Source organism: Glycomyces rhizosphaerae (assembly GCF_042647865.1).
Lineage (GTDB): Bacteria > Actinomycetota > Actinomycetes > Mycobacteriales > Micromonosporaceae > Glycomyces > Glycomyces rhizosphaerae.
Window position 1 is genome coordinate 440,134 of the sequence record NZ_JBHRWO010000010.1, and the last position, 22,061, is coordinate 462,194.

Below are 22,061 nucleotides of genomic sequence, written 5' to 3' on the forward strand. Positions count from 1 at the left end.
GCGTCCTAGTCGTGGTGCTCGGTCGCCACCAGGGCGCCGTCGGCGGTGTGGAAGACCACGAACGAGCCCTTGTCCAAGGCGCTCACGGGGACTGAGGTGCCGAGGCGGTCGCTCGCGTAGGCGATGGCGTCGTCGATCGTCTCGCCGTGGCCGCAGATCACCGCAGGCGCTCCGGAGGCCAGGATCTCGTCCAGGCGGGCCTCGGCCCGGGCCGGCTTGTCCGTGCCGAGCGTGAACTCGGGCAGGCCGCTCACCGGCACGCCCTCGGCGGCGCAGTACGGCAGCAGCGTCTCCATGCATCGGGCGCTCGAAGCGCTGTAGGCCGAACCCGCCGGGTACGCGGCGAGCAGGACCTCGAGCTGCTGGGCCCGTTCGCGGCCGCGCTGGTTCAGCGGGCGCAGCTCGTCCTGGTCGAACCAGTCCGCTTTCGACATCGCGACGGCGTGGCGGACGAAGATGAGCGGCACGGTCTCGCGGGCGGCGAGGCGCGAGAAGTCCTCCAGCACCGGCTGGTCGCGCTCGTAGGTGAGCCGGTCGGAGACCAGGTCGAGCGGGACCCATTCGAGGTCGTCGACCTCGCGCGGGTCGACGGCCTCGTCGACGGTGTCGTCCGAGGCCGGTGTGGCGCACCAGTAGTCGACCCGCTTGAGCCGACCCTCCTTGTCGTAGAAGGAGGGCGCGAGCGGGCGGCCGAGCACCGGTCGGATCCCCGTCTCCTCGAAGACCTCCCGCTGCGCCGCCGCGAGCAGGTGCTCGCCGCGCTTCAACTTGCCCTTCGGGAAGGTCCAGTCGCCGTACTTGGGCCGGTGGATGAGGGCCAGCTCGGGCCCCTCCGTTCCGGGGCGCCACAGGACGGCGCCGGCGGCGAAGATCTCGGGTTGCATCAACGGTGCTCCTGCATGAGTTGTTCCTGGAGGTCGCCCCCGCTCCTCTGGCGGGTCCACAGGCCCAGAGGGCCCAACTTCCAGGTCCGGATGTCGTCATCCATGCCGCGGTCCAGCAGCGAGGTCAGCTGCGCGCGGTGGGCGTCGCCTTCGACGCGCACGAGCACTTCGACACGGCGGTCGAGATTGCGGTGCATGAGGTCCGCGCTGCCCAACCATACTTCCGGGTCGCCGCCGTTCTCGAACACGTACACCCGGGAGTGTTCCAGGAAGCGGCCGAGGACGCTGCGGACCCGGATGGTCTCCGACAAGCCGGGCACGCCGGGACGGAGGGCGCAGATGCCGCGGATGTACAGGTCGACCGGGACGCCGGCCCGGGAGGCCCGGTACAACGCGTCGATGATGCCCTCGTCGGTGAGCGAGTTGCACTTGAACCGCAGCCGCGCGGGCAGGCCCTTGCGGCGGTTCTCGATCTCGCGGTCGATCCGCTCGATCAGGCCCGGGCGCAGCGAGTGCGGGGCGACCAGCAGCCGGTGGAAGTCCTCGTCGCGGGAGAAGCCGGTGAGGTGGTTGAAGACGGCGTTCACGTCTTCGCCGACCTCGGGGTCGGTGGTGAGGAGGCCCACGTCCTCGTAGAGCCGCGCGGTGGTCGGGTGGTAGTTGCCGGTGCCCACATGGCTGTAGCGCAGCAGCGTGCCGTCGGACTCCTGGCGCACGACCAGCGCGAGCTTGCAGTGGGTCTTGAGCCCGACTATCCCGTACATGACGTGGCAGCCGGCCTGCTCGAGCTTCTGGGCCCAGTCGATGTTGGCCTGCTCGTCGAAGCGCGCCTTGATCTCCACGACGACGACGACCTGCTTGCCGGCGTCGGCGGCGCTGATGAGCGCGTCGACGATGGGGGACTTGCCGCTCGTGCGGTAGAGGGTCTGCTTGATCGCCAGGACCTTCGGGTCGGCGGCGGCCTCCTCGATGAGCCGCTCCACCGAGGTGGTGAACGAGTCGTAGGGGTGGTGGACGAGCACGTCGCGGTCGCGCATGACGGCGAACAGGTCGGCGTCGGGCGGCAGGACCTTCTCGGAGGGCCGGAAGCGCGGGTACTTCATCTCCGAGCGGTCGAGGTCGGCGATGGCGTCGAGGCCGGCGAGGTCGAGCGGGCCGGGCAGTTTGTAGACGACCTCCTCGTCGACGCCGAGTTCGGCGATGAGCCGGTCGAGGACCTTCGGGTCGATGGTGTCCTCGACCTCGAGGCGCACCACGGGCCCGAAGCGGCGGCGCAGCAGCTCGCGTTCGAGGGTCTGCAGCAGGTTCTCGGTGATGTCCTCGTCGATCTCGAGGTCCTGGTTGCGGGTGACGCGGAAGGTGTGGTGCCCGAGCACGTCCATGCCGGGGAACAGCTGCGCGAGGTGGGCGGCGATGACGTCTTCGAGCGGGGTGAAGCGCCCGGGGGCGACGGCCATGAACCGCGACAGGAGCGGCGGGACCTTGACGCGGGCGAAGCGGGTGGTGCCGTTGCGGGGGTCGTGGACCTGCACGGCGAGGTTGAGGGACTTGCCGGAGATGTAGGGGAAGGGGTGGGCGGGGTCGACGACGAGGGGGGTGAGCACGGGGTAGATGCGGGTGCGGAACAGCTCGTGCATGCGCGCCTGTTCGGCGTCCTCGAGGTCGGCCCAGCGGACGATCGCGATGTCCTCCTTGGCCAGGAGGGGGGCGAGCTCGTCGCGGAAGACCTCGGCGTGCTCGATGCTGAGCTGGTGGGCGAGTCCGGCGATGCGGCCGAGGACGGCGTGGGGGGAGCGGCCGGAGGAGGTGCGCACGGGCAGGCCAGTGGCCAGGCGGCGCATGAGCCCGGCGACGCGGACCATGAAGAACTCGTCGAGGTTGTTGGCGAAGATCGAGAGGAACCGGACCCGTTCGAGCAGGGGCAGCTCCGGGGACTGGGCGAGGCGCAGCACCCGGCCGTTGAACCGCAGCCAGCTCTCTTCCCGGTCGAGGAACCGGTCAGGCGGCAAACCGGTCTCAACGAGTGGAACAGGGTCACTATTCGTCATACATCACAAGGTTAACGAAGAAAGTGAACCCACGGTGAACGGGCTTTGAAATTCGCTCACGATCATCGGATCACAGTCCGTGACCACAGTGGATCTGATGGGCGGCGCGTCCCGTTCGTCCTGCGTTCAGCGCCCCGTGGCCGAGCCCGCGCCTGAAGCGCCGCGGCCGTGCGGGGCGATCCGCGGCAGCCCGGTCGCCTGGGGGCCGAAAGTGTCCTCCAGGTAGCGCGAGCGGGAACGCCGCCGCCCGCGAACACCGATTACCCGGCGACGGGGCGGGCGAACCGCGATCATGGGCGGAAAGGAGGTCGCGATGTCCGACGAGAGCACGGCGTACGCGCAGGACGAGGAGGAGCCGTTCGGGTTCGTCGACGAGGACGAGGACGAGGACGAGGAGTTGGAGGAGGAGATCCTCGACGCCGAGGACTACGTCGAAGCGGACCGCTTCGGCATGACCGAGGCCGAGGAGCGCCGCGGGCCGTCCCTGGATCTGGAGCTGTCGGCGGAGGAGCCCGAGGTGTGGGCCGGCGAAGGCGGCGGCCCCAGACCGGGCGACCCGATCCCGGACGAGCCGGCCGAGCCGCAGGGCCCGGACGGCGACGAGCCGCCTCCCGACGAGCCCGCACCGCCCCGGTCCTGACCGAGTCTTTGCGAGGCAAGCGAAAAGCCCGCTGGCGAACCAGCGGGCTTTTCTTTCTGCGGTCCCGACGGGATTTGAACCCGCGACCTCCACCTTGACAGGGTGGCGAGCACTCCTAGCTGCTCTACGGGACCTTGGTCGAACACTTTCGTGTCCTACAAGGTCGCAAGACCTCTTTATTTATACCAGGCGCTTGCCATGTGACTGGCATCGCGTCTGGGCCGTACCCCCAACGGGATTCGAACCCGTGTTACCGCCTTGAAAGGGCGGCGTCCTAGGCCCCTAGACGATGGGGGCGCTCAGTGATCTTGGCACACGACTGCAAGAGTCGCATTCCGGTTTCTCTGGCTTACCACCGCGGAATTCCGCTCGGGCTCGACAAGCATACGGGAGAACCGGAAGTCCGTCCACGGCGGGTCGGTGTTGAGATCGCCGTCTCATCCGGACCGGGGCGCGGACGGGTCGATGCGCTGCTCGCGGCGCCTCCCGCCGCCCTCGGTTGCTAGCGTGGGCCCATGGAGTTCGCCTATCTGGGACCGCGCGGGACCTTCACCGAGGCCGCGCTCCGCCGACTGCCCGCCGCCAAAGGCGCCACCGCCACCCCGATGCCCTCGATCGTCGACGTCCTCGACGCCGTCCGCCGCGGCGACGTCGACGCCGGCTTCGTGCCGATCGAGAACTCCCAGGAGGGCACCGTCACCCTCACCGTCGACGAACTCGTCGGCGGCGACCCGCTCGTCATCGTCGGGGAGGTGGTCCTCCCGGTCACCTTCGTGCTCGCCTCCGAGAAGCCGCTCGCCGAGATCGCCACGGTCGCCTCGATGCCCGTGGCCATCGCCCAGGTCCGCCGCTTCCTGCGCCGCGAGCTCCCGAACGCCGTGGTCCACCAGGCCCTCTCGACCGCCCAGGCCGCCCAGCGCGTCGTCGACGGCGAGTTCGACGCGGCCGTGTGCCCGCCGTTCGCCGCCGAGGCCGTCGGACTTCCCGTGCAGGCCTACGACATCGGCGACTACGCCAACGCCGAGACCCGCTTCGTGCACGTCGTGCGCCCCACCAGCCCGCCCGAGCCGAGCGGCAACGACATCACCTCACTGGTCGTCTACATCGACTACGACCGGGTCGGCGCCCTCCTCGGCGTGCTCACCGAGCTGGCCGTCCGCGGCATCAACCTCACCCGCATCGAGTCCCGCCCCACGGGTGAGGGCCTGGGCCGGTACGCGTTCTTCCTCGACTGCACCGGACATCTCGCCGACGCCCGCATGGGCGAGGCGCTCATGGGCCTGCGCCGCATCTGCGCCGACGTCCGCTACCTGGGCTCCTACCCGCGCGGCCACTCCGACCTGCCGGTCCCCCCGCCCGAGGGCCTGAGCGACGCCGACTTCGCCGACGCCGCCGCCTGGCTCGACCGCCTCCGCGGCGGGGGCGCGTGAACCGCGCCGCAAGCGGGCCCCGCCTACGCTGAGAGCATGTCCGCACTGCTCGAAGAGCTGACGCTGCTCTCGCACGAAAGCGCGAACGGCCGCGCCGGAACATATCTCGACCTCGGCCTCGGCGGCGCGGTCCTGTACGAGCTCGCGCTCGCCGGTCGCATCGGCCTGGACGGCAAGAAGGTCCGCGTCCTCGACCCGTCCCCCACGGGCGATCCCCTCATCGACTCCCGCCTCGCCGCCATCGCCGCCGACAAGCCCCGCTCGGCCCACGCCCTCGTCGACAGGACCGCCAAGGGCCTCCTGCCGACGGTGCGCGACGGGCTCGTCGCCTCCGGCGCGTTGCGTCACGAGCGCGGCAAGGCCCTCTGGGTCTTCACCACCAACCGATACCTGTCGAATGACCGAAATGCGACGGCCGGCGCCCGCACCCGTCTCGCCTCCGCAGCCCGGACCGGCCGCGCCTTCGACCCGCGCACCGAGGCGCTCCTGTCGCTCGTCGTCGCCATCCGCCTCGAGAAGACGGTGTTCCCCGATCGCCAGATGCGGCCGTCGCGCAAGGAGCTCAAGGCGTTCGCGGAGGCCCACTGGGTCGGTGCGGCGACGCGCAAGGCGGTCAACAACCGCGACGGCGCCAACGCGGCGGCCACATCGAGCTAGAACCTGCCTGAGCGGTCGTCGCCGCGCTCTTTCGCGCGGCGTGGTTAGCTTGACCCATGTCTGAAACATCTGCTTCGCGTCCCGACGCGGGCGCGCCGGAGCCCGGGCCCGCGGCCAAGGCGCGCTTCCTGGGCAAGGATCACGAGAGGATCTCCGACCCGGAGCGGATGAAGGCGCTCGCGCACCCCGCGCGCATGGCGGTCTTCGACTTCCTGGCCGGGCAGCGGGTCGCGGGCCTCGAAGGGGCCACGGCCACCGAGATCGCCGAGGTCGCGGGCATGACCCCGAGCGCGATGAGCTACCACCTGCGGACCCTCGCGAAAGCCGGGTTCATCGAGGAGGCTCCGAGCCGTGGGGACGCGCGTGAGCGACTGTGGCGCATGAAGATCCACAGCTTCTCGATCAGGGCCGAGCCCGATGCGCCGGAGAGCGACAAGATCATCGAGCGCACCATGGGCGAGGCGTTCATCGAGCAGCACGACCGGAACTACATGCGCTGGCTCGACCAGCGGTTCGAGGTCGACCCGGCGCTGCGGGACGCTTCGTTGACCCAGCAGGCGCACCTGCGGCTGACGATCGAGGAGGCGGCGGAGTTCAGCCGGCGCTTCCAGGAGCTGGAGCAGGAGTACGCCGACCGGACGCAGAAGCGGGCGGAGATGGGTCCCGATCCTGAGGACGGCACGGTCGTGTTCTCCACGATGTTCCGGTTCTTCCCCAGGGTCTGAGTCCGCATTGCCGGAACCGCTTGGGCGGCATCCGAGTCACCGCGCCTGAAGTTGTGAAAGAAAGTCTTCGAAAATTCTGAAAAACCTCTTTCGCATTTCGATGTGAAAGAGTAATTTCGAAGCATGTCTTTCACATCCTTCCTCGACGGGACCCGCTGGTCGGACATCCACACCGCCGCGATCTGCGCGTTCCTCGCCGGAACCGCCATGTTCACGGCCGACTTCGCCCTCACCCTCCGCCTCCAAACGGAGGGCTACGGCGGCTTCGCCATCGCCGCGCTCATCATCAGCGCGACCCTGCCCCTGGTCCTCCTCGCGCCGCTCACCGGGCGCATGGCCGACCGCTTCGACAGCCGCGCGCTGATGGCGGTCTCCGGCCTCGTCCAGACCGCCGCGATCGCCACCATGGCCTTCACCGACAACCTGTACGTCCTCTACGCACTCGTCATGGTGAACGCCGCCGGGACCGCGGTCCTGCAGCCGGTGGTGAGCGCCCTCGTCCCCGCGATGGCCGGCCGCGAGGATCTCCCGCGCGCGGTCGCGATGGTCCAGACCGGCACGCTCGCCGGCCTCGCGGCCGGGCCCGCCGTCGCCGGGTTCGTGATCGGTGCGCACAGCGTCGGCGCCGCGCTCATGCTCGCGGCCGTCTGCGCCGTGGCACGGGTGCTGCTGTGTTGCGACATCCGCACCCGCCGCGGCGGGGTCCGCCGGGAGCTCGCCGTCCCCGGCGAGAAGGCCACCGCCACTTGGAAACTGGGCGGCGACCGGCTCATGACCGTGGTGGTCATCGCCTTCAGTGCGGTGATCGCGGCGCTGTGCGCGGGTGAACGTCCTCAGCGTGTTCCTGGTGCGCGAGGTCTACGACGCGACCGAGAGCGTGTACGGGCTCATCAAGGCCTGCTGGACCGCGGGAATGCTCGTCGGCGCGTGGATCGCGGCCGCGGTGATCCGGCGCCTGGACCGCGACGTGCAGCTGGCCTGGATGGTCATGGTCTGCCTGGCCGGGGTCGGCCTGGTGTGCTTCGGACAGGGCATGCCGCTGTTCACCGTGCTGCTCATGGTGCCGCTCAACCTGATCGGCGGGATGTTCAACGCCGGGGAGAACACGGCGCTCGGCATCACGGTGGCCCGTCGGGTCCCCGAGGCCTTCCGGGGCCGCGCGAACGCGGCGGTCCACGGTCGACTGAGTGCCGCCCAGCTCATCGGGTTCCTGCTCGGCGGGGCGATGTCCGCGGTGATGGACGTGCAGGTCGCCTTCATGGCGGTCGGCCTGATCTCGATCGCGATCGTGCTCGCCTGCCTGCCGGCCATCCGCCGCGCGACCCGCGACGAGTCGGCGAGCACGACGTCCCCGGCCGCGAAGCGCGAACTCGCCGGTGCCGCAGCTTGACCCGTTGGGCCACTGCGTGAGTGGGACGCGGCAGCGTGATCGGCATGCGGCGGTGGGCTCGGCTGAATCGAGCCCACCGCCGCCTCGCTATGCCACCAGCGCCGGCTGGTCGACCGCCCACAGCCACGAGCCGTCCGGCTGGCGGCGGGCGATCTCGACGGTCAGGTCGCCGTTGACCTGCGTGGCCACGGTCATCGCCAGGTCGTCGCTCACCAGCGCCGGGTGCAGCCGACCGAGCTCGAGCACCGGCGCGACGGCCACGAACTGCTCGTACATCTTGCGGATCTCCGCGTGGCCGGTCGCGACGCTGCCGGGCGGGAACGCGACCACGGCGTCCGGCTCGTACAGCGCCACCAGCCCGTCGACGTCGCCCGCGTTGGCGCGCTCGATGAAGTACTTCCCCAGGTCGTTCGGCTCAGTGGCCACTTGCTTCTCTGTCATGCCGATCAGCCTCCCAGCGAATCACGACATCTTGTGTCGTGTATTCCGGTAGAGTTTTCGCATGCGCGCCGACCGGTTGGTCTCACTGGTGCTCCTGCTGCGCCGGCACGGCCGGCTGACCGCCGACTCCCTGGCCCGCGAGCTGGAGGTCTCCACCCGAACCGTGCTGCGCGACATCGAGGCGCTGTCCACGGCCGGCGTCCCGGTCTACGCCGAACGCGGACGGCACGGCGGATTCGCGCTGCTGCCCGGTTTCCGGACCGAGCTCACCGGCCTCAACCACGAAGAGGCCCTTGCCTTGCTGACCGCCGGATCGGGCCGCGGCGAGCACGTCTTCGGCCTTGGCTCGGCGCTTGCCTCGGCCATGCGCAAGGTCGTCGACGCACTCCCCGAGAGCCACCAGGAGACCGCGAACGACGCGGCCCGGCGCTTCCTCGTCGAACCGGAGACCGACCTGCTCTCGCGGCGGCTGGTCGCCGAGACGGTCCCCGACGCCACGATGATCGAGGTCCGGCGCGCGGTGCTCGCCGGACACCAGCTCCGCATCCACTACGCGGCCACGGACCAGGCCCCGCGGTGGCGCACGGTGGACCCCATCGGCCTGGTCACCGTGCGCGACAGGGGATATCTGCTCGCCACGAGGTCCGGCGCGGACCGCACGTACCGGCTGTCGCGGATCCTGGCCGCCGAAGAACTCGCCGCACCGGCGCAGCGGCCCGACAAGGTCGACCTGGACCGCATCTGGCGCGAACGCAGCGCGCAGTTCCTCTCCGACGGCCACCTCACCGTGCTGGTCCGGGTGAACCCGGAGCGACGGGAGGACCTGCTGGACGCCGCGGTCGCGGTGCGCGCAGAAGCGCCCGAGGCGGACGGACGGCTGCGGCTGGAGGTCACCTACCAGGATGCGCGGCATGCGGAATGGGCGGTATGGCAGCTCGGCACGGATGCGGAGGCCCTTGCCCCGCAGTCGTTGCGCGACGCCTTGCGCGAGCGCGCCGCCGCGCTGGCGGCGCGCTACGAAGCATCGCCTTGAGGGACGCCGCTTGGCGAGGGCCGACGCTCTCGTTGGCACATGCCGGGCGGGCTCAGGCGGGGTAGGCCGTGATCTCCGTGGCCTTGACCGCCGCCCAGACCGTCTGACCGGGTTCGAGTCCCAGTTGAGCGGCCGCGGCCGGAGTCACGTCGGCCGCGGCTTTGAGCGGCCCGTCCAGCTGCACGCGGAGGTTGTCGCCGTGGCGGTGGACTCCCGAAACTGTTGCCCGCCAGGTGTTCCGCGGGCTCCCTTCGGGGCGGCTGGGGTACAGCGCGACGGCGCTCGGCGGGAAGGCGGCGAACGCCGGGCCTTCTAGCGGATCGGAGACGACCAGCGCCACTGCGTCTTCGGGCGACTCGGCGGGCTCGTCTCCGGCATCGAAGCGAGTGACGGAAGCGCTGCCGTCGGCGGTGCGGTCGAGGAGGACCCGGTGGCCCTCCGCCCGTCCGCGATACAGGTTGAGGCCGACGAGCCGCGCGATGTAGTCCGTGCGGGGCCGGGCGGTGACCGACTCGGCGTCGCCTTCTTGGACCGCCCGCCCGTCCTCGACCACGATGAGCCGGTCGGCGAGCATGAGCGCGTCCACCGGGTCGTGGGTGACCACGATTGCCGGGCCTGTATGGCCCGTGAGATGCCGGTGGAGCTCCGCGCGGGTGTCGAGTCGGGTGCGGGCGTCGAGGGCGGCGAGCGGCTCGTCGAGGAGCAGCAGAGCCGGATCGGTGGCGAGCGCCCGGGCCAGCGCGACCCGCTGCGCCTGGCCGCCCGAAAGCTGCCTCGGGCGCCGTTTCCCGAAGTCTCCCAGACCGACCCGGTCGAGCCAGTCGGCGGCGAGCGCCCGGGCCTCGGCCCGGCCCGAGCCCCGGCGCCGCGGCCCGAACGCGACGTTGTCGATCGCGCTCAGATGCGGGAACAGCAGGTAGTCCTGGAAGACCACCCCGATCCGCCGGTCCTCCGGCGGCACCCACCGTGCGCCGTGCTGTTCGAGCGGCGGCACCCGCTCGCTATCTCGCTGTTCGAATTCTTCCGGCCGAGTGTGTCGTACCGCTGTGTCAGGGTTATTTCTGTGCCAATTGACGGCCCGCAAGCTTCGCCGAGGCTGGGGCCCATCGATCTGCGACCCGCTTCGCGCGGCCCTCGATCGGCCCGCCGAAGCCTTCGGCCGGTCCAGGATCTCTCCGTTGAGGATGATCTGACCGCCCGAGAGCGCCTCCAGGCCGGCCAGCGCCCGCAGTGCCGTGGTCTTCCCGGCGCCGTTGGGGCCGAGCAGCGCCACCGTTTCGCCCGGCGCGACGCGCAGCGGCAGGTCGAGCCGGAATCCGCCGGGTTCGCCTGCGCCCCTTTCGACTACGAGGTGCGCGTCCAAGCCGGTGCCGGACTTGTTCGCTCGCCGACCGCTCATGGGGCCGCCGTCCAACGGTCGCGCAGCGACGCCAGCACGACCACCGACACCACCAGGAGAATCAGGCTGAGCACGATCGCGGCCTCCAGATCCGTCTGCAGCGCAAGGTAGACCGCGAGCGGCATCGTCTGCGTGCGGCCCGGGAAGTTCCCCGCGAACGTGATGGTCGCGCCGAACTCGCCGAGCGCGCGCGCCCAGCACAGCACCGCCCCGGCCAGCACGCCCGGTGCGACCATCGGCAGCGTCACGTGCGTGAACACGGTCCAGCGGCCCGCCCCGAGCGTCGCGGCGGCCTCCTCGAAGCGGATGTCGGCCCCGCGCAGCGCGCCCTCGACCGAGACGACCAGGAACGGCATGGACACGAACGTCATCGCCAGCACCACAGCGGTGGTCGTGAACGGGATCGTGACGTCGAAGCGCTCGTACAGCCACGAACCGATGATGCCGCTGCGGCCGAACACGAGCAGGAGCGCGACGCCCCCGACCACCGGCGGCAGCACCAGCGGCACGGTCACCAAGGCGCGCAGCACGCTCCGGCCGGGGAAGTCGCCGCGGGCGAGCAGCCAGGCGATCGGGACGCCGAAGAGCAGCGACAGCGCGGTCGCGGCGGTCGCGGTGACCAGCGAGAGCCTGAGGGCCGCGAGCATCTCGGGCTCGGCGAGCCGGGCGGGCAGCTCGGTCCACGGGGCGCGGGCGAGCAGGCCCGCGAGCGGCAGGATGAGGAACACCAGGCCGATGACCGCGGGGGCGAGCAGCGCGGCCGGGACTCGGCGGCGCTGGCGGGTTCGCTTGGCGGGCATGGCGTTCCTCATCGCTGCGGTGGTTGTCACGGCCGCTGGAATCCGGCGGCTTCGAGGACGGCTCGGGTGTCGTCGGCGAGCACGTACGCGGCGAACTCGGCGGCGAGGTTGGGGTTCGGCGCGTCCTCGAGCGCCGCGATCGGATAGGCGTTCACGGCGCCGGCGGATTCGGGGAACTCGACGGCGTCGACCTCGTCGTCCGCGGCCTGGGCGTCGGTGCGGTAGACGAGTGCGGCGTCGACCTCGCCGAGGGTGAGTTTCTGCAGGGTGGACTTGACGTCGGCTTCGTAGGTGACCGGGGTGAGGTCGGTCCCGGAGGCGTCGATCGCGGTCTGCGCGGCGGCCCCGCAGGGGACCTCCTCGGCGCACGCGGCGAAGTCGAGCCCGGCGAGGTCCGCGAGGCCGGTGACGCCGTCGGGGTTGCCTGCGGGGACGGCGATCACGAGCTGGTTGATGGCGAACGTGTCCGGTTCGGCGGCGGCCCCCGCCTCGACGACCTTGTCCATGTTGGGCTGGTCGGCGGAGGCGAAGACGTCCGCGGGGGCGCCTTCGGTGATCTGGGCGGCGAGGTCGGAGGACCCGGCGAAGTTGAATTCGACCTGGACGCCCTCGTGCTCGGCCTCGAACCGCTCGCCGATCTCGGTGAACGCCTCGGTGAGCGAGGCGGCGGCGAACACGGTCACGGTGCCGCCGGACCCGGCCTCGGCACCGTCGCCGGAGCCGCACGCGGCGAGCGAGACGAGGGCGAGGGCGGCGGTCGCGGTGAGGGCTGCTTTGGCACGCATGGGATTCCTTTGCTGCGAGGCCGGGCTCTAGCGGTCGGTGCGTTCGACGACGACATTGGTGGACTTCACGACCGCGGTCCCGATCGAGCCGACCTCGAGGCCGAGTTCGTCCACGGCCTCGCGGCTCATGAGGGAGACCACCCGGAACGGGCCGACCTGGAGGTCGACCTGGGCCATGACCTGGTCCTTCACAATGGCGGTGACGATGCCGCGCAGCCGGTTGCGCGCCGAGGAGGACCCGGCCCCGGCGTCCGGGACCGCGGCCCGCTCGCGCGCGAACGCGGCCAGGTCGGCGCCCGAGATCGCACGGTGCCCGTGCTCGTCGCGGGAAGCGGCGATGCGCCCGGAGTCGATCCAGCGCCGAAGCGTGTCGGCGGAGACCCCGAGCAGTTCGGCGGCCTCACCTATGCGAAACGTCGTCACGAGATCAGCCTAACCTCGCGGATGCGAGGTCGGGTACCGAAGAGCCTTGGTATTTACCTGACTGTTACTCCGACGGCCTCGCATCTGCGGATGGCCGCGTCAGCCCCAGCCGAGTTCGTGGAGGCGAGCCTCCTCGATCCCGAAATGGTGGGCGATCTCATGCACCACCGTCACCGCGACCTCCTCGACCACCTCTTCGGTGCTCGAGCACATCCGCAGGGTCGGCCCCCGGTAGATCGTGATCGTGTCCGGCAGGACCCCGCCGTACTCCCAGCCCCGGTCGGTCAGCGCCGTCCCCTGGTAGAGCCCCAGCAGCTCCTTCTCGGGGCCGTCGGGCTCCTCCTCCACGAGGATCGCCACGTTGTCGAGCATCGCCATCAGCTCCGGAGGCACCGCGTCCAGCGCGTCCGACACCGCAGCCTCGAATTCCGCCTCGCCCATATCGACCGCCACACGCCCACAATATGCGCATCGTGTCCCGATGAGCTGGCCGGTAATCTGGTCACGTGATTGATCTGCGTGCACTGCGAGACAACCCGGACGCCTACCGCGACAGCCAGCGCAAGCGGGGTGCCTCCGTCGAAGCCGTCGACGCCCTGCTCTCCGCCGACGCCGACCACCGCAGTGCCCTCCAATCCTTCGAGACCCTCCGCGCCGAGCAGAAGGGCCTGGGCAAGCGCATCGCCGGAGCCGACGCCGAGGAGAAGCGCGTCCTCCTGGACCGCACCAAGACCCTCTCGGAGGAGGTCAAGGCCGCCGAGCTCAAGGTGACCGCGACCGCCGCCGCCTTCGACGCGGCCGGGAAGGCCATCCCCAACCTGGTCGCCGAGGAAGCGCCCGCCGGCGGCGAGGACGACTACATCGTCCTGCGCGAGGTCGGCGAGAAGAAGGCGATCGAGGACCCGAAGGACCACCTCGAGATCGGCACGGCCCTCGGCCTGCTCGACACCGAGCGCGGCGCCAAGACCTCCGGCGCGCGCTTCTACTACCTGACCGGCGACGGCGCGCTGCTTCAGCTCGCCATGCTCAATCTCGCCATCATGCAGGCCGTCGAGACCGGCTTCACGCCGATGATCCCGCCGGTGCTCGTGCGCCCGGAGGCCATGGAGGGCACCGGTTTCCTCGGCGAGCACGCCGACGAGATCTACTACCTCGAACGCGACGAGATGTACCTCGTGGGCACCTCCGAGGTTCCGCTCGCGGCCTACCACTCGGGGGAGAACCTCGGCGAGCTCACCGCGCCGCGCCGTTACGCGGGCTGGTCGTCGTGCTTCCGCCGCGAGGCCGGGTCGTACGGCAAGGACACCCGGGGGATCATCCGGGTCCACCAGTTCGACAAGGTCGAGATGTTCTCGTTCTGCAAGCCCGAGGACGCCGCGGCCGAGCACGAGAAGCTGCTGTCCTATGAGGAGCAGATGCTCCAGAAGATGGAGCTGCCCTACCGGGTCATCGACGTCGCCGCGGGCGACCTCGGCACTTCGGCGTCGCGCAAGTTCGACTGCGAGGCGTGGGTGCCGACGCAGGGCCGGTACCGGGAGCTCACCTCCACCTCGAACTGCACGACGTTCCAGGCCCGCCGCCTGAACGTCAAGTACCGCGACGAGCAGGGCAAGAACGCGGTCGCCGCGACCCTCAACGGGACGCTCGCGACCACGCGCTGGCTGGTGGCGATCCTCGAGAACCACCAGCAGCCCGACGGCTCGGTGGCGGTGCCGAAGGCGCTCCAGCCCTTCCTGGGCAAGGACGTGCTCGAACCGAAGAAGTAGCCGCGAAATGTGAACGGCCCGCCGATCATTTGATCGGCGGGCCTTTTGCTTTCGGCGTTTCCGGTTGATTTGGCGACCCGACCAACCTGTGGGCCCCAGTCTCGGCGAAGCTTGGCTGGTCGCGATGGTTACTCGGTTATTTGGTCGTCGAGCCAGGCCTTCAGGACCAGGGCGTGGTTCACGTCCGGGTCCTTGGCGGCGTAGAGGAGGGTGACCGGGCCCGATCTGGCCGCCTCCAGGAGAGGCTCGGCGCGTTCGGGGTGGCCGTCGAGTTCGCCGCGATATCGGGCCGTGAACTCTTCGAAGCGGTCGGCCATGTGGCCGAACCAGATCCGCAGGTTCGGCGACGGCGCGGCGTCCTGCGCCCAGGTGACCCCTTCGAGGTCCTCCTTGCTGACGCCGCGCGGCCAGAGCCGGTCGACCAGGAAGACCGCCCCAGCCCGCTGCGGGTCCTGGCGGTAGTCGTAGACGCGTTCGATCATGATCTCGCCCATAGACGAACCGTATGCCGCATGCCGTCCTGATGGGTGGGTTTGGTGTGATTGCCGCTTGTCATGAGCCCGGTCACGTGAGTTCAGCCGCTCGCTACCCTGCCGTTCACCGGAGCGGGGTTACCGTTGAGGCGTGTCAGACTCCGCCCCGGCCATACCCCGCCAGACGCCCCCGAAGCTCGTCGCCGTCGACCTCGACGGCACGGTCGTGGACTACCACGACCAGCAGGCGACCAGGCCCAGCCGCGCGGTGATCGAAGCCCTCCAGTCCGTCCGCGACGCCGGCGTGCCCGTCGCCGTCGTCACCGGCCGCGCCGTCTGGGGCGCCGTGCGCACCGCCGACGACCTCGGGCTCGACGAGGGCTTCGCCTCCGCCTCCCACGGCGCCGGCGAGTACGACCTGGGCGCCCGCGAGATCTCACACCAGCACGCCGTCGACGCCGCCACCGCGGTCAAGGCACTGCTCGACTCCGACCCGGACGTCCAGTTCGCGGTCGAATGGGACCTCGAAGGCTGGTGGCACACCAAGGGCTTCCGCCGCGACTTCCCCGCCAAATGGGCCGGGGAGATCACCGTCGAAGAACTCGTCTCGCGCCCGGCGCCCCGCATGGTCGCCCGCGTCGACTCCAACAACCGCTACGGCGGCGCCGAGCGCTGCCCGCAGGCGATGCGCCTCGCCGCGGGCGCGGCCCTCGACGCGGCCGACTACCACGTCGAGGTCGGCTACAACGGCTGGGTCGACATCGGACCTCCCGGAATCAGCAAGGCGACCGGCATCGCCCGCATCGCCGCCCACTACGGAGTATCATCGGCCGACACCGTCGTCTTCGGCGACGCCCACAACGATCTGACCATGTTCGCGTGGGCGGGCTGGGCCGTGGCGATGGGTCAGGCGGTTCCCGAGGTGCGGGCCGCGGCCGACGAGGTCGCCCCCTCGGTGTGGGAGGACGGGGTGGCGAAAGTGCTGGCACGGTGGTTCTGACAGAGCCGAGGCCTTCGCGCGGCAAGCGGAGCGCCGACCCCGAACGAGTCTGACCCCGAAGCGGGACAACCAAGGAGGACGCATGATCCAACTGGCCCGGGCTCCCCGGCTCGTCGCGACGGACCTTGACGGGACCGTCGTCCGCTCTGACGAGTCAGTCTCACCACGCACCATGGCCGCGCTCAAGCGCCTTGCCGCCGCCGGCGTCATCCTCGTCGGCGCCACGGGCCGCGGCCCGCGACTGCTCGACATGTGCCGCAACGACGTCCCCTCCGCCGACTTCCTCGTACTCGGCCAAGGCGCGTTCGTCTACGAATGCCGCTACGACGACACGGTCGTCGAACTCGCCGACCGCTCCGTCGCAGGCGAAGTGCTCCTCGAAGCGCTCCACCTCGTCGAGGCCGAGGTCGGCCCCGTGCGCGCCCTCGCCGAACCCGCCGACCCCGAACGCCGCATCACCGGCGACCCCATGCCCGACTGGCCCTGGCCTTCGGTGGTCCTCGACACCGCCCCGCGCGAAGTCGCCTTCACCGGCCCGATGGTCAAGGGCTACTTCATCTCCGACGAGTTCACCGGCCCCGAACTCCTCGTCGCGGCCCAGGACGTGGTCGACCCCACGCTCGTCACCGTCACCGAATCCGGCGTCGGCATGCTCGAAGTCTGCCCCGTCGGCGTCACCAAAGCCGCCGGGATCCAGGTCGTGCTCGACAAGTTCGGCATCGACTGGTCCGACGTGCTCGTCTTCGGCGACGCCACCAACGACCTCAGCATGATGAAGGCCGCCGGGCACTCCGTCGCGATGCCCAACGGCCACCCGTGGGTCCAGGCCGCCGCCACCGAGATCGCCCCCGCCGGCAACAACGACGACGGCGTCGCCCAATACATCGAGGAACTCCTCGAACTCCTGTAGCCCACGGCCACAGGCGGTCTCACGAACGGTGTCGGGTTCCTGACAGGACCCGCCGATGGCGTTGCGCACCAGCGCCCCCCGACTTAAGCTCCGTTGTGGTGGGGACCACTCGCGCCGTCGCGTCCGATCACGACGGTGCACTTCGACGACCTTGCGCCGCAGTTACGGTGCCGCCGATCCTTCAGGAGTCCCGATGTCGACACCAGACACCCTCCCGCACGGCATGCCCTACCAGCGCGAGACCCGCTACGACCCGCCCGCCGCACTCCTGGAGCTCCAAGAGCAGCCGGTCCGGCGCATCACCTACTACCCCGACGGCGTCGAAGGCTGGCTCGTCACCGGCCACGCCCAGTCCCGCAAGATCCTCGCCGACCCGCGCTTCGTCACCGGCGAGAAGTTCGTCCACTCGCCCACCGAGCTCCCGCACGTCTTCGTCTCGATCTCCGAACAGGTCCCGCCCGGCTTCTTCCTGTTCTTCGACCCGCCCGAGCACACCCGCCTGCGCCGCAAGGTCACCGGCGTGTTCACCGTCAAGAGGATGAAGGACCTGGAGCCGCGCATCGCCGACATCGTCGACCAGTGCGTCGCCCAGCTGAGGGCGGCCGGCCCTGGCGCCGACCTCGTCCGCGAATTCGCACTTCCCGTGCCCGCCTTGGTGATCTGCGAGATGCTCGGCGTCCCCTACGCCGACCGCGACGCGTTCCAGCAGAACTCCGCCGACATGCTCGACCTCTCCCGCACCGTCGACGAGCGCAACAAGTCCATGGCCGAGCTGTTCGGCTACCTCATGCAGCTCGTCCCGGCCAAGCGCGAGAACCCCGGCGACGACATGCTCAGCGCCCTCGCCACCGATGAGGAGCTGCACGACGTCGAAGCCGCCGGCATCGGCCTGATCCTCCTCGTGGCGGGGCACGAGACCACCGCGAACATGCTCGCGCTGGGGACGCTCGCGCTCTTCGAGCACCCCGAGCAGCTCGCCCTGCTGCGGGAAGCGTCCGCGCGGTGGCCCGCCGCCGTCGAAGAGCTGCTGCGCTACCTCACCGTGGCGCACAACGGGGTCATGCGCATCGTCAAGGAGGACGCGGAGATCGACGGCGCGCAGTTCAGGGCGGGCGAGCACGTCACGGTCGCGCTCCAGGCCGCCAACCGCGACCCCGGGAAGTACGAGCGGTCCGCTGAGCTCGACGTCGATCGCGACGCCCAGGGGCACTTGGCCTTCGGGCACGGGCTCCACCAGTGCGTGGGCCAGCAGCTGGCGCGCGTGGAGATGCGCATCGCCTTCGCGAAGCTCTGGGAGGCGTTCCCCGGGCTCCGGCTGGCCGTGCCGTCGGAGGAGATCCCGATGCGCAGCGACATGGCCGTGTACGGGGTGCACACCCTGCCCGTCGAGTGGTAAGGCGCCGATGAGGATCGAGGCCGACCGCGAAGTCTGCACGAGCGCGGGGATGTGCGCGCTCACCGCCCCCGAATGGTTCGACCAGGACGAGGACGACGGCCGCGTCATCGTGCTGGACCGGGTCGGGGAGCCGGACGCCGCAGTCGAGGACGCAGTGGAGCTGTGTCCTTCGGGGGCGATCCGCCTGCGCTGAAACCCGTCACATCGACCAGCCCTTGTGGAGGCCGGTCGCCGAGACGTGCGGCCGGGAAGCCGTTCCACCAGCGGCATCCCGGCCGCACCCGTTCGCTCAGCGCACGTCCCAGATCGGCTCGTCGGACTCGATGACCTCGCCGTCGTTCTGGAACACGACGAAGCGGTCGAATCCGCGGGTGAACCAGCGGTCGTGGGTGACGGCGAGGACGGTGCCGTCGAAGGCCTTCAGGCCCTGTTCGAGCGCTTCGGCCGAGGCGAGGTCGAGGTTGTCGGTCGGCTCGTCCAGGAGCAGGCAGGTCGCGCCCGACAGCTCCAGCATGAGCACCATGAACCTGGCCTGCTGGCCCCCCGAGAGCGATTTGAAGTCCTGTTCGGACTGTCCGGTGAGCTCGTAGCGGTTGAGGGCGCTCATGGCCTTCGAGCGGTCGAGCGAGGGCCGGTCCTCGTCGCCGTCCCAGAGGATCTCGCGGAGGGTGCGGCCGTCGAACTCGGGATGCTCGTGCGTCTGCGAGAAATGCCCCGGAAGGACGCGGGCACCGAGGCGAGCGACACCGTTGTGCCGCACCGGTTCGAGGCGGTGCCTGGTCGCGGGCAGCGGCTCCGAGCCGCCCTGGGCGAGCAGACGCAGGAAGTGGCTCTTGCCGGTGCCGTTGGCGCCCAACACGGCCACGCGGTCGCCGTACCAGACCTCCAGGTCGAACGGGAAGGTGAGATCCTCCAGCTCGAGTCCCTCGCAGATCACGGCGCGCTTGCCGGTGCGCCCGCCTTCGAGCTTCACCCGGATGTCCTGATCGCGCGGCGGCGCGGGCGGCGGCCCGGCCTCCTCGAACTTGCGCAGGCGCGTCTGCGCGGCCCGGTACCGGGAGGCCATGTCGGCGTTGTACGCCGCCTTGTTCTTGTACATGAGCATCAACTCACGCAGCTTGTGATGCTCCTCATCCCAGCGGCGGCGCAGCTCCTCGAACCGCTCGTGGCGGTGCGAGCGGGCGCTGTGCCAGGTCGCGAATCCGCCGCCGTGCGTCCAGGTCGTCCCGGCCTCGAGCGTGACGATCGTGCTCGCGGTGTTGGCCAGGACCTCCCGGTCGTGCGAGACGAACAGGATCGACTTGTCCGAGTCGCGGATCGCCTGCTCCAGTTCGCGTTTGGCGGGTACGTCGAGGAAGTTGTCGGGCTCGTCGAGCACGAGCACCTCGTCGCGGCCCTGCAGGAGCAATTGGAGCGCGAACCGCTTCTGCTCCCCGCCCGAGAGCGTCCGCAGAGGACGGTCCTTGACCGCTTCCCAAGGCAGACCGAGGATCGAGACGGAAACGGTGTCGCACAGGACGTCGAATTCGTAGCCGCCCGCCTCGCCCCAGTCCGCGAGCGCCTGCGCGTACGCGAGCTGGTCCTTCTCGGTGCCGCCCGTGCCGCTCATCCGCTCCTCGGCCTTCGCCAGGCGCGCCGCGACCGCCCGCACCGGCGGCGGGGCCAGGTCGACGGCGAGGCGACGCAACGCACGCTCGCCCTCGCGCATGCCCACGAGCTGGCGCATGACGCCCAGTCCGCCCGAGTGCGAGACCGTGCCCGCTTGGGGCGCAAGCGCACCGGTGACGATGTTGAGCAGGGTGGTCTTCCCGGCTCCGTTCGCGCCGATGAGTGCGACCTTGGCGCCCTCGCCGACACGGAACGACACGTCGTCGAACAATGTCGTGCCGTCGCTGAGGCCGTACCGTACGCCGGAGAGGTCCACGAATCCCATGGCACGATTCTGTGCGGTGAACGGCACGTCGTCAATGTCATTTGCGCTGTTGGCTCCGTTGGGGTCCACTGCCTACGCTGGACTCATGAACGACACCCCTGACCCGAAGAACCCCGGGCGGCCGCGCCGGCGCTTCTGGCGCCCGAGCTCGGCGAGTGAATGGGTCGAGCTGGCGATCTACGTCTTCTTCGGCCTCATCGCGCTCCTGGCCGGCGTCGGCTGGCTCGTGGCGCGGTTGTGATCAGCGCCTTTGTGACCGGTACGCGCGCGGGCTCATGCCCTGGTGGCGTTTGAAAGCGGTGCTGAACGCGAACGGGTCGCGGTACCCGACCGCGGCGGCGGCCGCGGCCACCGGGATCTCGGGGTCGGCGAGCAGGTCCGCGGCGAGTTCCATGCGGCGTTCGGTGACGTAGCGCAGCGGCGGCTGCGCCATGACCTCGTTGAAGCGCTTGGCGAAGTGGGCGCGCGAGACGTTCGCGCGGGCGGCGAGCGCGTCGACGGTCCAGGCCCGGTCGGGGTGCCTGTGAATGGCTTCGAGTGCGGGGCCGGCCACGGGGTCGAGCGCCCCGCGGTACCAGCCGGGGCCTTCGCCCTCCTGGCGTTCGAGCCAGCAGCCGATGGTGCACACGAGTCCCCAGTCGAGGATGCGGTCGAGCATTGCTTGCCCCCCAGGGGAATCGACTCGGGTGAGGGCGTCGCGCACGGAGTGGAGCCAGAGCACGTCGTCGACCTCCTCGTGGAGGACGAGCGCGGCGGGCAGCGCGCGCAGGAGCCGCTGGTGCCGGGCACGAGCGGGCCGGTAGGTCCCCGCTATGAGCACAGTGGAGGCGTCCGGGTCCGATTGCGGCGCTTCTTGAATCGAGGCGGCGGGAATCGGCCGGTCGAGCGTGCCGCTGCCGTCGACCAGGTCGAAATGGCTTGGGCCGCTGACGATCGCGGTCGATCCGGCGGTGAGATGGTGGACGGTCTCGTCGGCGAGGGCAAGTGCCGCTTCGCCCGTGACGACGGTGACCATCGTGAGCGGCGATCCGCCTTCGAAGCGGAGCCGCCACGGCGCCTCGAGCGCCGCCTGGTGCACCGAGGCGTCTTCGGCGCGGATGTCGGCGAGCATGTCGCTGAGCGGGTCCATGCCGCAACCGTAGACGATCGCGAAGGTTTCCCCGTCTTTCGACCATGGGCCGTCCACGGCTATACAGCTGTACTGAAGGGGCGCCGCCGACGGGCGGCGCTACCCGAAGGAGATCCCGCATGGACACCCAGCCCACGGCGCTCGTCGTCGTCGCCCACCACCGCGCCGACTCGCTCACGGCCGCGCTCGCGCGCCGCACGGCGGCCCGCCTCGAAACCGCCGGTTACCGCGTCGACCTGCTCGATCTGCACGGGGAAGGCTTCGATCCGCGGGGTCGCGTCGAGGACGAGCCCGACTACGGGAACCGCGACAAGCGGTATTCGGACGAGGTGCACGCCCACGCCGACCGCGTGCTGGCCGCCGATCTCGTGGCCGCGGTGTTCCCGGTGTGGTGGTTCGGCCTGCCCGCCTTGATGAAGGGCTGGATCGACCGGGTCTGGAACTACGGTCTGACGTACGGGCGGCGCGAGAAGCCCATGGCGGGCAAGCGGATGCTGTGGCTCGGGCTGGCCGGGCTCCCCGAGGACGACCCGAACGCCGACCTCGTGACGGCCCTGCTCGACGGGGCGCTGCGGCGCGGGATCGCCGAGTTCTGCGACATCGCCGACGTGCACACCCAGGCCCTGTTCGACAGCGAGGGCAAGGACCTCCACTGCGATGCGCGCGAGCGCCACTACGCGGACCTGTTCGCGCGCACTGACGATGCGGTCGACAAACTCCTTGCGGGGTGAGGGAGGGTTTGCGCGAACCACTGATATACGTATAGCCTATATATACGTAGATCGCAACGCGCGGTCGC

At 70.3% G+C, this 22,061-nt stretch carries 24 protein-coding genes, 2 tRNA genes and 1 pseudogene; 14 read left to right on the forward strand and 13 right to left on the reverse strand.

What is annotated here, in order from left to right; translation table 11 throughout:
- Window positions 1–5: 5 nt before the first annotated feature.
- Together ACFO8M_RS11685 and ACFO8M_RS11690 are read right to left on the reverse strand one after the other, a co-directional pair.
- Window positions 6–884 carry an NUDIX hydrolase gene (locus ACFO8M_RS11685; protein WP_387974992.1) on the reverse strand — a complete coding sequence of 293 codons (879 nt, stop codon included), beginning with the start codon at window positions 882–884 and terminating at the stop codon, window positions 6–8.
- Window positions 884–2,932: an RNA degradosome polyphosphate kinase gene (locus ACFO8M_RS11690; RefSeq protein ID WP_387974995.1), complete on the reverse strand. Its 2,049-nt coding sequence runs from the start codon at window positions 2,930–2,932 to the stop codon at window positions 884–886. Before ACFO8M_RS11690 ends, ACFO8M_RS11685 begins: the two co-directional genes overlap by 1 nt.
- A 313-nt stretch (window positions 2,933–3,245) precedes the next feature.
- Here ACFO8M_RS11690 and ACFO8M_RS11695 point away from each other — a divergent pair, with 313 nt between their 5' ends.
- On the forward strand, window positions 3,246–3,572 hold the full coding sequence (locus ACFO8M_RS11695) for a hypothetical protein (protein WP_387974998.1): 327 nt from the start codon (window positions 3,246–3,248) through the stop codon (window positions 3,570–3,572).
- A 59-nt stretch (window positions 3,573–3,631) separates the two neighbouring features.
- On the opposite strand, the gene ACFO8M_RS11700 is transcribed toward ACFO8M_RS11695, so the two are convergent.
- Both ACFO8M_RS11700 and ACFO8M_RS11705 read right to left on the reverse strand, forming a co-directional pair.
- A tRNA-Asp gene (locus ACFO8M_RS11700) sits at window positions 3,632–3,706 on the reverse strand.
- 90 nt (window positions 3,707–3,796) lie between these two features.
- Window positions 3,797–3,869: transfer RNA gene (locus tag ACFO8M_RS11705), tRNA-Glu, on the reverse strand.
- Window positions 3,870–4,087: 218 nt separating this feature from the next.
- On the opposite strand from ACFO8M_RS11705, the gene pheA reads away from it, so the two are divergent.
- The 5 genes and pseudogenes from pheA (at window position 4,088) to ACFO8M_RS11730 (ending at window position 7,774) form a co-directional block, all read left to right on the forward strand.
- On the forward strand, window positions 4,088–5,002 hold the full coding sequence (pheA, locus tag ACFO8M_RS11710) for a prephenate dehydratase (protein ID WP_387975000.1): 915 nt from the start codon (window positions 4,088–4,090) through the stop codon (window positions 5,000–5,002).
- 36 nt (window positions 5,003–5,038) lie between these two features.
- The gene (locus ACFO8M_RS11715; protein ID WP_387975003.1) at window positions 5,039–5,659 is read left to right on the forward strand and encodes a GOLPH3/VPS74 family protein; all 621 of its coding nucleotides are present in this window, start codon (window positions 5,039–5,041) and stop codon (window positions 5,657–5,659) included.
- Between the two features lie 56 nt (window positions 5,660–5,715).
- Window positions 5,716–6,384: an ArsR/SmtB family transcription factor gene (locus tag ACFO8M_RS11720; RefSeq protein WP_387975006.1), complete on the forward strand. Its 669-nt coding sequence runs from the start codon at window positions 5,716–5,718 to the stop codon at window positions 6,382–6,384.
- Window positions 6,385–6,591: 207 nt separating this feature from the next.
- Window positions 6,592–7,104: pseudogene (locus tag ACFO8M_RS11725) on the forward strand (MFS transporter); the annotation flags it as partial.
- Window positions 7,105–7,207: 103 nt separating this feature from the next.
- The gene (locus tag ACFO8M_RS11730) at window positions 7,208–7,774 is read left to right on the forward strand and encodes an MFS transporter (RefSeq protein ID WP_387975009.1); all 567 of its coding nucleotides are present in this window, start codon (window positions 7,208–7,210) and stop codon (window positions 7,772–7,774) included.
- 87 nt (window positions 7,775–7,861) lie between these two features.
- Here ACFO8M_RS11730 and ACFO8M_RS11735 read toward each other — a convergent pair whose 3' ends face one another.
- Window positions 7,862–8,215 carry a YybH family protein gene (locus tag ACFO8M_RS11735; RefSeq protein WP_387975012.1) on the reverse strand — a complete coding sequence of 118 codons (354 nt, stop codon included), beginning with the start codon at window positions 8,213–8,215 and terminating at the stop codon, window positions 7,862–7,864.
- Between the two features lie 61 nt (window positions 8,216–8,276).
- Between ACFO8M_RS11735 and ACFO8M_RS11740 the strand changes: the two genes are divergently transcribed.
- Window positions 8,277–9,248, forward strand: coding sequence for a helix-turn-helix transcriptional regulator (locus tag ACFO8M_RS11740; RefSeq protein WP_387975015.1), 972 nt, complete (start codon window positions 8,277–8,279; stop codon window positions 9,246–9,248).
- A 52-nt stretch (window positions 9,249–9,300) separates the two neighbouring features.
- Here ACFO8M_RS11740 and ACFO8M_RS11745 read toward each other — a convergent pair whose 3' ends face one another.
- From ACFO8M_RS11745 to ACFO8M_RS11765, 5 genes are all read right to left on the reverse strand, one after another.
- Window positions 9,301–10,647 carry an ABC transporter ATP-binding protein gene (locus tag ACFO8M_RS11745; RefSeq protein WP_387975018.1) on the reverse strand — a complete coding sequence of 449 codons (1,347 nt, stop codon included), beginning with the start codon at window positions 10,645–10,647 and terminating at the stop codon, window positions 9,301–9,303.
- A complete protein-coding gene (locus ACFO8M_RS11750; RefSeq protein WP_387976361.1) occupies window positions 10,644–11,459 on the reverse strand; it encodes an ABC transporter permease in 816 nt (271 codons plus the stop codon). Before ACFO8M_RS11750 ends, ACFO8M_RS11745 begins: the two co-directional genes overlap by 4 nt.
- A gap of 14 nt (window positions 11,460–11,473) precedes the next feature.
- Window positions 11,474–12,232: a molybdate ABC transporter substrate-binding protein gene (gene modA, locus ACFO8M_RS11755; RefSeq protein ID WP_387975021.1), complete on the reverse strand. Its 759-nt coding sequence runs from the start codon at window positions 12,230–12,232 to the stop codon at window positions 11,474–11,476.
- Between the two features lie 27 nt (window positions 12,233–12,259).
- On the reverse strand, window positions 12,260–12,655 hold the full coding sequence (locus ACFO8M_RS11760) for a TOBE domain-containing protein (protein WP_387975024.1): 396 nt from the start codon (window positions 12,653–12,655) through the stop codon (window positions 12,260–12,262).
- A gap of 99 nt (window positions 12,656–12,754) precedes the next feature.
- Complete coding sequence (locus ACFO8M_RS11765; RefSeq protein WP_387976364.1) at window positions 12,755–13,096, reverse strand: metallopeptidase family protein; 342 nt, start codon at window positions 13,094–13,096, stop codon at window positions 12,755–12,757.
- 65 nt (window positions 13,097–13,161) lie between these two features.
- Here ACFO8M_RS11765 and serS point away from each other — a divergent pair, with 65 nt between their 5' ends.
- On the forward strand, window positions 13,162–14,421 hold the full coding sequence (gene serS / locus ACFO8M_RS11770; protein ID WP_387975027.1) for a serine--tRNA ligase: 1,260 nt from the start codon (window positions 13,162–13,164) through the stop codon (window positions 14,419–14,421).
- Between the two features lie 128 nt (window positions 14,422–14,549).
- On the opposite strand, the gene ACFO8M_RS11775 is transcribed toward serS, so the two are convergent.
- Window positions 14,550–14,915, reverse strand: coding sequence for a DUF488 domain-containing protein (locus ACFO8M_RS11775; protein ID WP_387975030.1), 366 nt, complete (start codon window positions 14,913–14,915; stop codon window positions 14,550–14,552).
- A gap of 130 nt (window positions 14,916–15,045) precedes the next feature.
- Between ACFO8M_RS11775 and ACFO8M_RS11780 the strand changes: the two genes are divergently transcribed.
- The 4 genes from ACFO8M_RS11780 (at window position 15,046) to ACFO8M_RS11795 (ending at window position 18,393) form a co-directional block, all read left to right on the forward strand.
- Window positions 15,046–15,894 carry an HAD family hydrolase gene (locus tag ACFO8M_RS11780; protein WP_387975033.1) on the forward strand — a complete coding sequence of 283 codons (849 nt, stop codon included), beginning with the start codon at window positions 15,046–15,048 and terminating at the stop codon, window positions 15,892–15,894.
- An 82-nt stretch (window positions 15,895–15,976) separates the two neighbouring features.
- Window positions 15,977–16,804 carry an HAD family hydrolase gene (locus tag ACFO8M_RS11785; protein ID WP_387975036.1) on the forward strand — a complete coding sequence of 276 codons (828 nt, stop codon included), beginning with the start codon at window positions 15,977–15,979 and terminating at the stop codon, window positions 16,802–16,804.
- Between the two features lie 193 nt (window positions 16,805–16,997).
- Window positions 16,998–18,200, forward strand: a complete 1,203-nt coding sequence (locus ACFO8M_RS11790) for a cytochrome P450 (protein WP_387975041.1) — start codon at window positions 16,998–17,000, stop codon at window positions 18,198–18,200.
- 7 nt (window positions 18,201–18,207) lie between these two features.
- Entirely contained in the window at window positions 18,208–18,393 is a 186-nt protein-coding gene (locus ACFO8M_RS11795; RefSeq protein ID WP_387975044.1) for a ferredoxin, read from the forward strand.
- A 96-nt stretch (window positions 18,394–18,489) separates the two neighbouring features.
- Here ACFO8M_RS11795 and ACFO8M_RS11800 read toward each other — a convergent pair whose 3' ends face one another.
- The gene (locus tag ACFO8M_RS11800; protein WP_387975047.1) at window positions 18,490–20,133 is read right to left on the reverse strand and encodes an ABC-F family ATP-binding cassette domain-containing protein; all 1,644 of its coding nucleotides are present in this window, start codon (window positions 20,131–20,133) and stop codon (window positions 18,490–18,492) included.
- A gap of 85 nt (window positions 20,134–20,218) precedes the next feature.
- Between ACFO8M_RS11800 and ACFO8M_RS11805 the strand changes: the two genes are divergently transcribed.
- Window positions 20,219–20,374 carry a hypothetical protein gene (locus ACFO8M_RS11805; protein ID WP_387975050.1) on the forward strand — a complete coding sequence of 52 codons (156 nt, stop codon included), beginning with the start codon at window positions 20,219–20,221 and terminating at the stop codon, window positions 20,372–20,374.
- On the opposite strand, the gene ACFO8M_RS11810 is transcribed toward ACFO8M_RS11805, so the two are convergent.
- Complete coding sequence (locus ACFO8M_RS11810; RefSeq protein WP_387975053.1) at window positions 20,375–21,262, reverse strand: AraC family transcriptional regulator; 888 nt, start codon at window positions 21,260–21,262, stop codon at window positions 20,375–20,377.
- A 44-nt stretch (window positions 21,263–21,306) separates the two neighbouring features.
- Here ACFO8M_RS11810 and ACFO8M_RS11815 point away from each other — a divergent pair, with 44 nt between their 5' ends.
- On the forward strand, window positions 21,307–21,993 hold the full coding sequence (locus tag ACFO8M_RS11815) for an NAD(P)H oxidoreductase (protein WP_387975056.1): 687 nt from the start codon (window positions 21,307–21,309) through the stop codon (window positions 21,991–21,993).
- Window positions 21,994–22,061: the final 68 nt, after the last annotated feature.

Bases quoted from the DNA above. Each gene is read 5' to 3' on its own strand.
- ACFO8M_RS11685 (WP_387974992.1), bottom strand. From the start codon at position 884: ATGCAACCCGAGATCTTCGCCGCCGGCGCCGTCCTGTGGCGCCCCGGA.
- ACFO8M_RS11690 (WP_387974995.1), bottom strand. From the start codon at position 2,932: ATGACGAATAGTGACCCTGTTCCACTCGTTGAGACCGGTTTGCCGCCT.
- ACFO8M_RS11695 (WP_387974998.1), top strand. From the start codon at position 3,246: ATGTCCGACGAGAGCACGGCGTACGCGCAGGACGAGGAGGAGCCGTTC.
- pheA (WP_387975000.1), top strand. From the start codon at position 4,088: ATGGAGTTCGCCTATCTGGGACCGCGCGGGACCTTCACCGAGGCCGCG.
- ACFO8M_RS11715 (WP_387975003.1), top strand. From the start codon at position 5,039: ATGTCCGCACTGCTCGAAGAGCTGACGCTGCTCTCGCACGAAAGCGCG.
- ACFO8M_RS11720 (WP_387975006.1), top strand. From the start codon at position 5,716: ATGTCTGAAACATCTGCTTCGCGTCCCGACGCGGGCGCGCCGGAGCCC.
- ACFO8M_RS11735 (WP_387975012.1), bottom strand. From the start codon at position 8,215: ATGACAGAGAAGCAAGTGGCCACTGAGCCGAACGACCTGGGGAAGTAC.
- ACFO8M_RS11740 (WP_387975015.1), top strand. From the start codon at position 8,277: ATGCGCGCCGACCGGTTGGTCTCACTGGTGCTCCTGCTGCGCCGGCAC.
- ACFO8M_RS11745 (WP_387975018.1), bottom strand. From the start codon at position 10,647: ATGAGCGGTCGGCGAGCGAACAAGTCCGGCACCGGCTTGGACGCGCAC.
- ACFO8M_RS11750 (WP_387976361.1), bottom strand. From the start codon at position 11,459: ATGAGGAACGCCATGCCCGCCAAGCGAACCCGCCAGCGCCGCCGAGTC.
- modA (WP_387975021.1), bottom strand. From the start codon at position 12,232: ATGCGTGCCAAAGCAGCCCTCACCGCGACCGCCGCCCTCGCCCTCGTC.
- ACFO8M_RS11765 (WP_387976364.1), bottom strand. From the start codon at position 13,096: ATGGGCGAGGCGGAATTCGAGGCTGCGGTGTCGGACGCGCTGGACGCG.
- ACFO8M_RS11775 (WP_387975030.1), bottom strand. From the start codon at position 14,915: ATGGGCGAGATCATGATCGAACGCGTCTACGACTACCGCCAGGACCCG.
- ACFO8M_RS11785 (WP_387975036.1), top strand. From the start codon at position 15,977: ATGATCCAACTGGCCCGGGCTCCCCGGCTCGTCGCGACGGACCTTGAC.
- ACFO8M_RS11790 (WP_387975041.1), top strand. From the start codon at position 16,998: ATGTCGACACCAGACACCCTCCCGCACGGCATGCCCTACCAGCGCGAG.
- ACFO8M_RS11795 (WP_387975044.1), top strand. From the start codon at position 18,208: ATGAGGATCGAGGCCGACCGCGAAGTCTGCACGAGCGCGGGGATGTGC.
- ACFO8M_RS11800 (WP_387975047.1), bottom strand. From the start codon at position 20,133: ATGGGATTCGTGGACCTCTCCGGCGTACGGTACGGCCTCAGCGACGGC.
- ACFO8M_RS11805 (WP_387975050.1), top strand. From the start codon at position 20,219: ATGAACGACACCCCTGACCCGAAGAACCCCGGGCGGCCGCGCCGGCGC.
- ACFO8M_RS11810 (WP_387975053.1), bottom strand. From the start codon at position 21,262: ATGGACCCGCTCAGCGACATGCTCGCCGACATCCGCGCCGAAGACGCC.
- ACFO8M_RS11815 (WP_387975056.1), top strand. From the start codon at position 21,307: ATGGGCCGTCCACGGCTATACAGCTGTACTGAAGGGGCGCCGCCGACG.